This window comes from Algibacter mikhailovii, from assembly GCF_014651495.1.
GTDB lineage: Bacteria > Bacteroidota > Bacteroidia > Flavobacteriales > Flavobacteriaceae > Algibacter_E > Algibacter_E mikhailovii.
In genome coordinates this window covers 301,482-315,597 of the sequence record NZ_BMWZ01000005.1, presented here as the reverse complement: position 1 = coordinate 315,597, position 14,116 = coordinate 301,482, and the positions used below count along the sequence as shown (strand labels likewise).

Below are 14,116 nucleotides of genomic sequence, written 5' to 3'. Positions count from 1 at the left end.
TATTTTACACTTAGAGTTCTTCATACATCAAAACTTAAAGTTATAGGTTATTGTAGGAACAGGTAAAGAAAATATTGAACTTTGATAGGCTTTTATTTCATTATTTTCAGTTACAAAAAACACAGAATAAGGATTGTTTCTTCCCAAAACATTATAGATTGATATATTCCAAAAACTATGTGCAAACTTTTTTATTTTATGGTTGCCTTCAATATTCAGACCTAAATCTAATCGGTAATAATCTGGTATTCTAAATTTATTTCTATCACTGTAAAAAACACGTTCTGCACCATTAACCACATAGCTTCCTACTGGATATGTTATGGGACGACCTGTTTGATACACAAAATTCGTAGACAAACTAAAACGTTGGGTTAATTTATAATTAGCCACCAAACTCAAGTCATGGGGTTTGTCAAAATTAGAAGGAAAAAACGTGCCATTATTAATCTTCTCTTCAGCAAATGCACTATCTAATTTATTTAATGACCTTGAATAACTATAGCCCAGCCATCCATTTAATCGGCCATGATTCTTTTTTAATAAAAATTCAACCCCATAAGCCTTTCCTTCGCCTTGTAACACCTCGGTTTCAATAGTTTCATTAAGTAACAAATTAGCACCAACTTTATAATCTAAAATATTATCGGTTTTTTTAAAATAGCCCTCTATACTTAACTCGTACCTATTACCATCAATATTCTTAAAAAGTCCTGCTGAAATCTGCTGTGCTTGTTGTGGTTTAATATTACTATCTGACAATTTCCAAGTATCTGTTGGTGAAACCGTAGTATTGTTGGAAAGGGTATGAATATATTGATACGTACTGTTGTAGCCCATTTTAAATGATAAATCATCGGCTAAAAAATATCTTCCTGACAATCTAAATTCTAACCCACCATAAGTATCAACCACCTCATTATTACCATACGCTTTAGTTCCTATTAAGGTGCCTTCATTTAAAGGTAGACCATCTTCATATATCCTTTGAACGGAGCTACCCAATAAAGCATAAAAAGAATATCTTAAACCTAGACTGAAGAGTAACTTCTCATTAACTTCAAAATCATCAGCTAAAAACAACGCAGACTCTAAAGCTTTTTCTTTTGGAATAACTAATGGATCTACCAACGAATTACTCCCTAGTGGATCTATACTTCCTGGATTTATATTATATAATTTAGTAGAAATCCCATAATTAAACTTATGCTTATTACTATGGAGATATCTCATTTTTAATTTCAGTTCAGTTTCATTCACTTGATAGCCTAAATCAAAGTCTCGATCTAAGCCCTGCTCAAATGCTATGTTAAAGTTATAATTACTATTGGCAAGAATAACGTCTAAATAATTTTTACTATTAATTCTTCGACTCCAAGCAACAGATGCTAAGAAATTACTATAACTATATAATGAATCTGAAGTAATACTAAAATTGTCTTTACTATAATATGCTGTAGCTCTTAAGCTATTTTCATTATTAATTTCATGATCATACTTGGCAATGACATCATAAAAGGAGGCCTTACTTTTATTTAACCGCTTATCATCTAATGATTTTAATATCCAATCTGAATACGTGCCTCGCCCTCCTATTAGCAATGACGATTTTTCTTTTATTATGGGTATATCAAGAGTCACATTACCAGTAACAGGCCCTATAGACACCTCGCCTCCAAATTTTTCAGGATTAGGCTTCTTGGTCTTAATATCAATCACAGAAGACAACCTACCGCCATACTGTGCTGGAATACTTCCTTTATAAATATTAGCCTCTCCAGATGTAAAAGGATTTATGGCGGAAAAAATACCAAAAAAATGCGATGGATTATAAATAACACCATCATCTAATAAAATTAGATTTTGATCTGTTTTACCCCCTCTAACATTATACCCCGAAGAACCTTCTCCGGCAGTTGTAATACCCGGAAGCGTAGTTGCAACCTTTAAAATATCCCGTTCACCAAGAATAAGAGGCATATTTTTAATCTCTTCAATCTTAATTTGAGACACGCCTATTACAGCCTGTTTAACATTACGGTCTACATTTGCTTGAATTACTAACTCATCTAATTGCTCTACAGACTCATTTAAAACGAAATTCAACGCACCATCGTCATATATGACTACGCGTCTTTTTGAATCCTGTATTCCTAAAGATTTTGTTTCTATAAAATTAACACCAACAGGCAATTCTAAACTGTACTTCCCTTCATTATCAGTAATAGCATTAGCCCCATTACTAGCAACAATAACTATATCTGGAAGTGGTTTATTGGATTTAGCATTAAGTACAATACCCTCTAACTTATAAGTATCTTTGTTAGCATTAGGACGTTCTTTTCCTATGCGAACCGTTTGGATGCTATAATCTTCTAGTTCGGCGCTATTGTCTTCATAAAGTATAATGGGGCTTTCGGTTAATGGTGGCTGATTTACTCCTAAAGAATCCTGAAACAACGGAGGCAAAGTATCTCTTATTAAATTATTTTGTGTAAGAATAACTTTAGAATCATCTAATAGAAAATAATTAATAAGAGTGTTTTCAAAAAGTTTTTCTAAAGCGTCCTCAATTGAAGCATTATTTAACTGCAGAGACACCTGCTCTTCCCCCAACCAACTTTCCACAAAATAAAAAACATAATTCGTTTTAGTTTCAATCAGCTCGATAACTTCAAGTCTGCTAACTTCATTTACTTCTAGGGTAATCTTATTCGTTTTATTTTGAGCAATGGCCCATTGGGCAAAGAGGACAAATAATAAAAAAGCATATCTGCTTCTTAATTTAAATAAATACCTATGATTTGAATTAAACAAATTATATGCTTTATGACATCAAACTAATCCTTTTTTTTAAAGGCTCCTAAATTTTAACTCAAAATAACATCCCTAAAAAGCTTAACCATAAATTGATCAAGATTATTTTTGAGTAAAAACCTATTTTTAGAATAATACGAATTAATTAATTTCTTTTTATCAGGGAATAGCTTAGTAATACTGCTTTTATTATCCACTTTAAAGTAGCTGCCATCCATTTCGATGAAATAAGAAGACTTCTCAATAAACTCATAATACACCTGCTTTAAATCAATACGTTTTGAAATGTTTTTATGGTGTTTCTTGTAAAGCACAACCTCATTATCATGATAAACTATCTCAAAATAACCAGCTTTCTCATTTTCATTAATTGTAAGCTTTTCAAATGATTTATTGTCTATAGTAAAACAACTCACTTTATCCTTAACAAGTTTTATGTATAAGACTAAGTCATTTTCATAAAATCCATAAATTAAATCATCAGAGTAGATATCATATAATAAATTTACGTTAAAATAATGTTGATTATCATAGACTAAGTTCCCTGTCAAAAACTTAGATGTTTTATAATATTGATCAAATCCTTCCTTTGTATTATAGGCATTGATATATTCAACCCCATTAATTAAACCTGTATTTTTTGAACCTAACACAGCATCAAATACTAGCAATGCATCAACCTCACTAGACTGCGCAGATTGACTAAAAGTCTTTAATGTTAAAAGGAAAATGCAGGCTACAATAGTCTTTATCATTAGAAAACAAGGGGTCTCAATCAATTTTTTTTTAAATTACAAAAAAAAACCAACCACAAAAAAAAACACATCCACTATTTTTGAATTAATAATTAAAGCTAATAATAATCCAAATTTAACATTATAAGGCCCTAGTTTTGCCTTTAATTCAACTTGTAGCGCACATTTTGAGTCTCTAACTCATTCAATAACTCCTGAGATACTTTGACTTTTTGTCTTCGACTTGGCATAGTCAATTTTACTTTTTCTTTAGTATCATAAACTAGAAAACTCAAAGCTTGATTACCCGGATGCATATGAAGTAAATCTTTCAAATTCAATATTTTTCGCTCATCAAGGTCTTTTATATCTACTTGAATGGATAGTTTTTTAGCATACTGCTCCATGACATCATGTAACAACTGGAAACTATTAAACTGTAATCTTGGGTCACTCTTTTTACCAGTATCCTTATTTGTCCAACCTTCTCGAACAAAAGTTTTAACAAACACAAAGCTATTTTGCATCAAAAAATGTCGAAATTTTAAATACTCTTCTCCAAACACCCTAAACTCAAAACTATCGGTATAATCTTCTACAGTAAACAAAGCCCAACCTTTACCCTGTTTGCTTACACGATGTTGCACATCAGTTACAACACCCCCAAAAATAATTTCTCTATTTACATAAGGTTCTAAATTATAGAACATACCAACAGTTCCATTACAGAAGGTTTTCATTTCCGTTTTAAAATCATCTAATGGATGTCCTGAAATGTAAACACCTACCACCTCGCGCTCTTTACTCAAAGTTTCCATTGTTCCCCAAGTTTCACATGGCGGTACTTCGGGTTCTGCGATCTGAACTTCACTAGCTTCACCAAACAAACTTACTTGGGCAGAATTTTCATTTTCCTTATGCTTTTGGGCATACTTTATGGCTTTTTCTAAAAAGGTAATCCCATCTCCGTCATCATGAAAGTATTGGGCACGATGCGTATTTCCTAAACCATCAAACCCGCCTGCGAGAGCCAAATTCTCAAAAGCTTTTTTATTTGCAGCGCGTAAATCGATGCGTTTAGCAAAATCAAAAATAGATTTATAAGGTCCGTCCTTTTTTCTGTTATCAACAATGGTCATTACAGCGCCATGCCCAACACCTTTTATTGCTCCCATACCAAAACGTACCGCATAATCTTTATTTACAGAAAACTTGTAGAATGATTCATTGATATCGGGACCTAGAACATCTAATTTCATACGCTTACACTCCTCCATAAAGAAAGTAACCTGTTTGATGTCGTTCATATTATTAGACAATACTGCAGCCATATATTCTGCAGGATAATGCGCCTTTAAGTATGCGGTCTGATAGGCTATCCATGCGTAACAGGTAGAGTGTGATTTATTAAAAGCATAACTAGCAAAGGCCTCCCAGTCTTTCCATACTTTCTCAAGGATTTTAGCATCATGACCGTTAGCACTGGCTTGATCAATAAACTTAGGCTTCATTTTATCAAGAACAGCAATTTGTTTTTTCCCCATCGCCTTACGCAAAACATCGGCCTCACCTTTAGTAAAATCAGCAAGACTTTGAGAAAGTAACATCACTTGCTCCTGGTAAACCGTAATACCATAAGTCTCCTTAAGGTACTCTTCCATAGCCGGCAAATCATACTCTATTTCTTCATCACCGTGTTTTCGTCTAACAAAACTTGGAATATACTCCATTGGTCCTGGACGGTATAACGCGTTCATGGCAATTAAATCTTCAAAAACAGTAGGCTTTAAATCACGTAAATGCTTCTGCATTCCGGGAGATTCATATTGAAACACCCCAACCGTCTCACCACGTTGAAATAATGCATACGTTTCTTTATCATCCAGCGGAAAACTTTCAGGGTCAAGCTGAATATCATGCTTGGCCTTGACAATTTTAACGGTATCCTTAATTAAGGTTAGTGTTTTTAAACCCAAGAAATCCATCTTCAACAACCCGGCATCTTCCACCACCGAGTTATCAAACTGTGTCACATATAAGTCTGAATCTTTTGCTACCGAAACAGGAACAAATTTAGTTATGTCATCTGGAGTGATAATAACCCCACAAGCGTGAATTCCTGTATTCCTTACTGATCCTTCTAAGGTTCTTGCAAGATTTACGGTTTCTGCTGGCAAATCATTTCCGTCAGCTATATTTAAAAGCTCATTAACTTTTTCTAAATCTTCTGCTCTAAATTTCTTTCCAAGTTCCTTTTCATCTAAGCCAAAAATCTTACCTAGCTTGGACATGGTTGGAATTAACTTAGCAATTCTATCAGCATCAAACAGTGGCAAATCAAGTACACGAGCAGTATCTCTAATTGAGGATTTTGCAGCCATAGTACCATAGGTGATAATTTGAGCCACCTGATTTGCACCATATTTTTCAATCACGTAATCCATAACTCGACTTCGACCTTCATCATCAAAATCGATATCAATATCGGGCATACTTACACGATCTGGATTCAAGAAACGCTCAAAAAGTAAATCGTACTTTAAAGGATCGATATTTGTAATCCAAAGACAATATGCCGCCACTGAACCCGCTGCAGACCCCCTTCCTGGCCCCACAGAAACGTCCATATTTCTCGCTTCTCGAATAAAATCTTCAACAATCAAGAAGTATCCTGGATAACCGGTATTTTCAATAACATTTAATTCAAAATCAAGACGCTCAACCACCTCTTCTGATAAAGGTACTTCATAACGTTTTTTAGCACCTTCATACACCAAATGCTTTAAATAGGCATTTTCTCCACGTTTACCTCCATCAATTAAATCCTCGTCGTGCCTAAATTCATCTGGAATATCAAAAGCAGGTAATAATACATCACGAGCTAATTGATAGGCCTCAATCTTACCTACAACCTCTTGAACGTTGGTAATAGCCTCGGGCACATCTTTAAACAATTCTTTCATATCCTCAGGAGACTTAAAATAATACTCCTGATTAGGTAATCCATAACGATATCCGCGCCCTCGACCTATTGGCGTGGCTTGTTTTTCTCCTTCCTTTACACACAAAAGAATATCATGTGCATTGGCATCTTCTTGATTTTGATAATAGGTGTTATTAGACGCAATTAGTTTTACGCCGTGCTTTCTAGCAAGCTTTATCAACGTTGGATTAACACGATCTTCATCATCCTGATTATGCCGCATTAACTCGACATACAAATCATCTCCAAACGCTTCTTTCCACCAAAGCAAAGCTTCTTCAGCCTGGTTTTCACCAACATTCAAAACCTTACTTGGCACCTCACCATATAAATTTCCTGTCAATACAATGACATCCTCTTTATAGGTTTCAATGAGTTTTTTATCAATCCTAGGCACATAATAAAACCCATCTACGAAAGCGTGAGATGATAATTTCGCCAAATTATGATATCCATTTTTATTCTTCGCTAGTAATACAATTTGATAACCATTATCCTTTCTAGATTTATCTGTATGATCTTCACAAACAAAAAACTCACATCCTACAATAGGCTTGATAGTCTTGACATCAGTAGATTCTCCTTGTGCTTCGGCTTCGGCTATTTTCGCTTTGGCACTGCTATTATGTTTGTTTACCGCATTCACAAAATGGAACGCTCCCATCATATTAGCATGGTCTGTTAAGGCCACTGCAGGCATATTGTACTTGGCTGCTGCAGAAACAATATCGGCAACACCCATGGTAGATTGTAAAACCGAAAATTGCGAGTGATTATGTAGGTGTACAAAATCTACATCTGCTAAATCAGATGCGTTTTGATTTATTTCTTCGGATGAAATTTCAACTTCCTGAGTTTTTTTTATCCGCTCGCTAATTTTAGCACTCTCTTTTTTAAGATTTATGTGCTTTAAACCAATAAGCTGAATACTATTCGGATTTTCCTTTTTGAAATTCTCAAAATATTCCGGCTGAACATCCAACTGCTCTTTCGTATATTCTTCTAAACGAATTAACTCTAAAAAACAGCGGGTAGTAGCCTCAACATCGGCCGTGGCGTTATGCGCTTCTGCAAACGGCTGATTGAATAAAAACTCATGCAACTCTGTTAAGGTTGGCAACTTGAATTTACCATATCGCCCACCTGGTATTTCACATAGACTGGCTGTATGCTCTGTACAAGTATCCAAAACGGGGAGTTCTTGCAATGGGTTTTCAACATTCTCTCGAACGAATTCAGCTCCCATAATATTCAAATCGAACTTTACATTCTGCCCAACAACAAATTTGGTCTTACCTAAAGCCTCATTAAACTTCTCTAAAACCTCACTCAAAGGCACCCCTTGCTCTTGTGCTAATTCGGTAGAAATACCATGAATCTTTTCAGCATCATAGGGAATATTAAAACCATCAGGTTGCACCAAATAATCTTGACTGTCGATACATTTACCCATTGCATCATGCAGTTGCCATGCAATTTGGATACACCTTGGCCAATTATCTGTATCTGTAATGGGTGCATCCCAACGTTTTGGTAATCCGGTAGTTTCAGTGTCAAAAATTAAGTACATGCAGTAAGTTTATCTGTTGTTCTAGCTATTTGTTGCTTCAAAAATAACGAGCCTATAAAAATAGGTAGAATTTATACTTTTTTAAAATGAAGTTTTGAAGAGTTGTGAACAAAAAAGTTCATAATGATTACTAATTTAATTGGTTTATTTATTTTACATTTAAACCTTAAACGTCATTTCAAATGAAATCTTCCTTGTCGGCTCTATTAGTTCTATTATCTATTTTCAACTGCATCGCTCAAAATACCACAATGTATGTTGGCACTTACACCAGCGGAATGAGTGAAGGAATTTATAAATTTGATTTCAACACAGAAACAGGCGAGCTATCGAATCAAAAACTTGCAGTAGCCGTTCAAAACCCGTCATTTTTAGCATTTTCGCCTAACAAGAAATACATCTATGCCGTTGGAGAAGGAGAAACAGGTGCTGCTACTGCTTTTAAATTAAAATCTGATGGTACATTAGAATTTATAAATTCTGTAAGTAGTAATGGAAAAGGACCATGTCATATTTCAACAAACAAGACCGGAAACAGAGCAGTAGTTTCCAACTATGGCGGAGGAACAGTGTCTATTTATGACATTAATAAAAATGGACGTTTAGAAAAAGCACATCAAACTTTTAACCACAACATTGAAGGCCAAAGTCCGGCGCGTGCCCACTCTGCTAAGTTTTACAAAGATGAATTATTTGTGGCAGATTTAGGGAGAAACAGACTCTATCAATATAAGAAAGGGAACAAATCCTATGAAATGGTATCTAAATCCATAATACACATTGAAGGAAATCCTGGGCCAAGACATTTTGTAATATCTCAAGACGGCAATTACGTATACATCATAAATGAATACGGTGGCTCCATAACTTCGGTTAAAAGGACAGATACTGGTTTTGAGCAAATTGACTACGATTCTACTTTAGAAGAAACCTATAAAGGAGAAAACAAATGTGCCGACATTCATCTTTCAAAGGATGAACGTTTTCTTTATGGCTCTAATAGAGGCGAAAATAGCATAGCTGTTTTTAAAAGAAATCTTGACACAGGAACTCTAGACAAAATTCAAAATATGACTGTTCACGGGGACTGGCCAAGGAACTTCGCATTAGATCCTTCTGGAAAATTTTTATTGGTAGCTAACCAAAAGAGCAACAACATTAGTGTTTTCTCAGTGGATAAAAATACGGGAGAGCTATCCTTTTTAAACACAACGGAAACACCTTCGCCTGTTTGTTTGCTATTTTAATTTTCAATACCTTGAAAAACAAGCATTAAAACCCTGATTTTTAATACCACAAAAAGACTTCTATATTAAAAAATATAGTATCTTTGCGCCCTCATTAATAACCGAGGTCGAGAACCTCAAATAATTAATTATTATGCCAGTAAAGATTAGATTACAAAGACATGGTAAAAAAGGAAAACCTTTTTACTGGATCGTAGCAGCTGATGCACGTTCAAAAAGAGATGGTAAATACTTAGAAAAATTAGGTATCTACAATCCAAACACAAACCCTGCAACTGTTGAGTTAGACGTTGATGGTACTGTAACATGGTTACAAAATGGAGCGCAACCAACTGACACTGCAAAGAACCTTTTATCTTATAAAGGAGCTTTACTAAAAAATCACCTTGCTGGTGGTGTTAGAAAAGGTGCTTTAACTGAAGAGCAAGCAGAAGCTAAATTCACTGCTTGGTTAGAGGAGAAAGCAGGTAAAATTCAAGCTAAAGCTGATGGTTTATCTGAATCAGAAGCTAAAGCGAAAGCAGATGCTTTAGCAGCTGAAAAAGCTGTTAATGAAGCAAGAATTGCTGCAGCTGCACCTGTAGTTGAAGAAGAAGCAACAGCTGAAACTGAAGCTACAAACGAAGAAGAATAAAAAACATCATTTTTTTATACTTTTAAACTCCGGTATTTATTTATCGGAGTTTTTTGTTCAAAATATTTAAATATATTTACCAAGCAGCCGTTATAAAACGTATGGATTAAAACCCAAATTTTATACTTAAAGACATCGCTCTTTGCTGAAATAATAATTTAACTTTTTATGAAAAAAAAAGACTGCTTCTATCTAGGCAAAATTGTTAAAAAATATAGTTTCAAAGGTGAGGTACTTGCCAAACTAGATACCGATCAGCCGGAAATATACGAACATTTAGACGCCATTTTTTTAGAGCTTCGTAACAACTTGATTCCTTTTTTTGTAGAAAGTTCTCAATTACACAAGTCTGAGCTGCTACGCATCAAATTTGAAGATGTAGAAAGCGAAGCTGATGCCGATGCAATCATGAAAAGCGGATTGTATTTACCTTTAGACTTACTCCCTAAACTTGAAGGCAACAAATTCTATTTCCATGAAGTTATTGGCTTTACCGTTAATGACCAAAATTATGGAGAAGTGGGCATTATAAAAGCCATTAATGACTCAACAGCACAAGCCCTGTTTGAAATAGACCGGTCAGGTGTTGAAATTTTAATACCAATGAATGATGAGTTCATTATTAAGGTAGATAGAGAAACGAAAACTATTCTCGTTAAAACGCCGGAGGGATTAATTGATTTATATTTATAAAAAAAGAGATGCCTTAAATAGTTAACTATTTAAGGCATCTCTTTTAAAGCACACGATTTTATGCCACATAGGCCTCTTTATGTCGCTTTAAAAGCACCATACCATCTTCAATAGTATCGCGCTGTCTTAATAGTAATTTACAGGTAGACAACGGCAGACTCATTTCACTAAGCAGTTCATTGTATTTCTTAACACTTATAGCTTTTAAGTTATAGACTTCTTCTAACAAATTCTTATCATCTTCAAATAAAAGAAAGTTTCTAAGATTCATCCAGTGCTTATATAAATCACTTTTCGTTTTTCTCGAATATTCGGGTTCACCATTGAGCTTTAAAATTTCAAGTTTCAAGTTCTTGCCAAATTCATTTCTCTCTAAACTACTTTCTTTAAAAATAATTTTCAATTCTTCTTCACTTGTTTTTTCAAGAAGTTCAAAATATATTTTTTCAGCCTCATCATTCATGATTAACAAATCATTCATTTTTTCTATAATAACATCAAATCGCTTCATAACTCATTATTTTACTTACTCTATAGTTTATATACGCCAAACATTAGAATAAGGTTTTTCACAAAATTAATTTGGGATAACGAGCTGTAGTTTTATTTAACAAAGTTTAATACAAATTGCCAGATTTTAACGCTATTTCAAAGGTAAACTTCTTAATTTTTTAACAAAAAAATAGTACTCACACTTTTGAGGTCAGTAAAAATATAATTGTCCTAATTGGCTGTGCGCAAAAATTGATTAAACGTTCCGCTGCTGGAGCGCACAGAAGCTAAACTTTGTTCAAGAATAGATTTCTGATTTTTTAGGAGCGTAAAAATGTGCTCTGGAAAACCCACTTTCTTAAAGCTTTCCTCATATTTTTCAATACTCCATGTTTTAATTCTAATCAGCTCGTCAATAATAGCCTTATTATCATTAACACAAATGGTATACCTAAAATTAGATTGAAGCATATTTGACTCATGTCTCATATGATCAGGATATTTAGGATTTCCCTTTAACTGCAGAATTTCTGCTCCTAAAAACCTGCAAAATTCAATACGCTCAAAGGCCATAGCTCGGCAAAAATGCTTTAAATCTTCATTTTCTACTTCATTTAAGGCATCTAAGTATATTTTTTCTGCGTAATAATTTAGAGCTAAAAGTTCATTTAATTGTGAGATAATTAGTTTTGTGTTTTTCATAATACTGGGGGTTTTTGAGTATAAAACAAGCTCGTTTAGTTTAGTTTGTTTGTAATCAGAACATTAAGATACCAAATTAATCGTAATAATTCGCGCTTAACCGATGATAAATTACATGAAACACAAATAATGTAAGACAAATCCACAATATTCGAAGTGCTAATTAAACCTTAATTTACTAGTTTTGAATTTCAAATGCTCACTATGTCTTCAAAACCATTTAAGTTCAAAAATTTCCAAGTAAACCAAAATCAATGCGCCATGAAAATTGGCACTGATGCTGTACTTTTAGGCGCTTGGACTTCACTTAAAAACCAACCCTTTTCGATTTTAGATATTGGTGCAGGCACGGGTATTCTATCGCTAATGCTTGCCCAACGCAGTGCTGCAGAAGTAATAGACGCCCTAGAAATTGATAATCTAGCATATGAGCAATGTGTTGACAATTTTGAGCAATCGCCATGGGGAGACCGTCTTTTTTGCTACCATGCGTCATTAGAAGAATTTGCAAATGAGATAGATGATCAATACGACTTAATCATATGCAATCCTCCTTTTTTCGCCGAAGATTATAAAACAAAAAATAACCAGCGTGATTTAGCTCGGTTTCAAGAAGCGATGCCTTTTGAACATTTATTGGAAAGTGTTTCAAAACTTCTCAATAAAAACGGTGTGTTCGCTGTTGTAATTCCCTATAATCAGGAATCATATTTTATTAGTATTGCCTCTAAATTGGGACTTTTTGCTCATAAAATTTTACATGTAAAAGGAAACCCTTCTTCTGAAATAAAAAGAAGTCTCATTGAATTCTCCTATAATAAACAGAACATTATCAAAGAAGACTTAACTATTGAATTTGATAGGCATCAATACACTCCTGAATACATTAATTTAACAAAAGAATTCTATCTAAAAATGTAACACATTCAATAAAGATTAATTAAATTTGAGTGATATAAAATGATTATTTGACAACAAAAGCTGTTTTTTAATAATTATTTTCATTTTCAGCACTTTAATTTTGTTATTATGGCATCTGATTTATTTGAAGCTCCAGACTACTACAACCTGGATGAATTACTTACTGATGAACACAAATTAGTACGTGATACGACCAGAAATTGGGTAAAAAAAGAAATATCTCCCATTATTGAAGACTATGCCCAAAAATCAGAATTCCCAATGCATATTACTAAGGGCTTGGCCGAGATTGGAGCTTTTGGCCCATACATTCCTATGAAATATGGTGGCGCTGGGCTCGATCAAATTTCTTATGGTCTCATCATGCAGGAAATTGAACGCGGTGATTCCGGAATTCGAAGCACGGCATCTGTACAATCTTCATTGGTAATGTATCCTATATGGAAGTATGGTAATGAACTACAACGACAAAAATACTTACCAAAACTTGCCAGTGGTGCATGGATAGGTTGCTTTGGTTTAACAGAACCCGATCATGGCAGCAACCCAGCAGGCATGATTACTAATTTTAAAGATAAAGGGGACCACTATTTATTAAACGGAGCCAAAATGTGGATTAGTAATGCACCTTTTGCTCATGTAGCTGTTGTTTGGGCAAAGGATGAAAACGGACGTATTCATGGGCTACTTGTAGAGCGCGGAATGGAAGGATTTTCAACACCTAAAACACATAGTAAATGGTCTTTAAGAGCGTCCGCCACAGGTGAATTAATATTTGATAACGTCAAAGTACCCAAGGAAAACTTACTGCCCAATAAATCAGGATTAGGCGCTCCACTTGGATGCTTAGATTCTGCTCGATATGGTATTGCTTGGGGCGCTATTGGTGCAGCCATGGATTGCTATGATACAGCACTGCGGTATAGCAAAGAACGGATACAATTTGGCAAACCTATTGGTCAATTTCAACTGCAACAAAAGAAATTAGCTGAAATGATTACGGAGATTACGAAGGCGCAAATTTTGACCTGGCGACTTGGGCTTTTGAAAAATGAGAACAAGGCAACTTCTGCTCAAATATCAATGGCAAAACGCAATAATGTGCATATGGCCCTAAATATTGCAAGAGAAGCAAGACAAATACTTGGAGGTATGGGCATTACCGGAGAATATAGCATTATGCGTCATGCAATGAACCTTGAAAGTGTTATAACCTATGAAGGAACACATGATATACATTTACTAATCACCGGATTAGACATTACTGGATTAAACGCATTTAAATAGTTTTTACTCAAACGATTTCGAATAAAATTATCGGTA

Annotated in this window: 10 protein-coding genes; 5 read left to right on the top strand and 5 right to left on the bottom strand. The window is 34.4% G+C overall.

What is annotated here, in order from left to right; all coding sequences use genetic code 11:
• Positions 1 to 27 precede the first annotated feature (27 nt).
• The 3 genes from IE051_RS12485 to dnaE form a co-directional block, all read right to left on the bottom strand.
• On the bottom strand, positions 28 to 2,817 hold the full coding sequence (locus IE051_RS12485; protein WP_189361134.1) for a TonB-dependent receptor: 2,790 nt from the start codon (positions 2,815 to 2,817) through the stop codon (positions 28 to 30).
• A 53-nt stretch (positions 2,818 to 2,870) separates the two neighbouring features.
• Positions 2,871 to 3,572 carry a hypothetical protein gene (locus IE051_RS12480; protein WP_189361133.1) on the bottom strand — a complete coding sequence of 234 codons (702 nt, stop codon included), beginning with the start codon at positions 3,570 to 3,572 and terminating at the stop codon, positions 2,871 to 2,873.
• Between the two features lie 143 nt (positions 3,573 to 3,715).
• The gene (gene dnaE / locus IE051_RS12475) at positions 3,716 to 8,104 is read right to left on the bottom strand and encodes a DNA polymerase III subunit alpha (protein ID WP_189361132.1); all 4,389 of its coding nucleotides are present in this window, start codon (positions 8,102 to 8,104) and stop codon (positions 3,716 to 3,718) included.
• Positions 8,105 to 8,286: 182 nt separating this feature from the next.
• On the opposite strand from dnaE, the gene IE051_RS12470 reads away from it, so the two are divergent.
• From IE051_RS12470 to rimM, 3 genes are all read left to right on the top strand, one after another.
• A complete protein-coding gene (locus IE051_RS12470) occupies positions 8,287 to 9,351 on the top strand; it encodes a lactonase family protein (protein ID WP_189361131.1) in 1,065 nt (354 codons plus the stop codon).
• Between the two features lie 133 nt (positions 9,352 to 9,484).
• The gene (locus IE051_RS12465; protein WP_189361130.1) at positions 9,485 to 9,985 is read left to right on the top strand and encodes a 30S ribosomal protein S16; all 501 of its coding nucleotides are present in this window, start codon (positions 9,485 to 9,487) and stop codon (positions 9,983 to 9,985) included.
• A gap of 168 nt (positions 9,986 to 10,153) precedes the next feature.
• On the top strand, positions 10,154 to 10,678 hold the full coding sequence (gene rimM / locus IE051_RS12460) for a ribosome maturation factor RimM (protein WP_189361129.1): 525 nt from the start codon (positions 10,154 to 10,156) through the stop codon (positions 10,676 to 10,678).
• A 58-nt stretch (positions 10,679 to 10,736) separates the two neighbouring features.
• Here rimM and IE051_RS12455 read toward each other — a convergent pair whose 3' ends face one another.
• Both IE051_RS12455 and IE051_RS12450 read right to left on the bottom strand, forming a co-directional pair.
• Entirely contained in the window at positions 10,737 to 11,189 is a 453-nt protein-coding gene (locus IE051_RS12455; RefSeq protein WP_189361128.1) for a DUF2383 domain-containing protein, read from the bottom strand.
• Between the two features lie 212 nt (positions 11,190 to 11,401).
• Positions 11,402 to 11,872 carry a DUF2383 domain-containing protein gene (locus tag IE051_RS12450; RefSeq protein WP_189361127.1) on the bottom strand — a complete coding sequence of 157 codons (471 nt, stop codon included), beginning with the start codon at positions 11,870 to 11,872 and terminating at the stop codon, positions 11,402 to 11,404.
• A 261-nt stretch (positions 11,873 to 12,133) separates the two neighbouring features.
• On the opposite strand from IE051_RS12450, the gene IE051_RS12445 reads away from it, so the two are divergent.
• Complete coding sequence (locus IE051_RS12445; RefSeq protein ID WP_229796803.1) at positions 12,134 to 12,793, top strand: tRNA1(Val) (adenine(37)-N6)-methyltransferase; 660 nt, start codon at positions 12,134 to 12,136, stop codon at positions 12,791 to 12,793.
• Between the two features lie 108 nt (positions 12,794 to 12,901).
• Entirely contained in the window at positions 12,902 to 14,080 is a 1,179-nt protein-coding gene (locus tag IE051_RS12440) for an acyl-CoA dehydrogenase family protein (RefSeq protein WP_189361125.1), read from the top strand.
• The last annotated feature ends 36 nt before the right edge of the window (positions 14,081 to 14,116 follow it).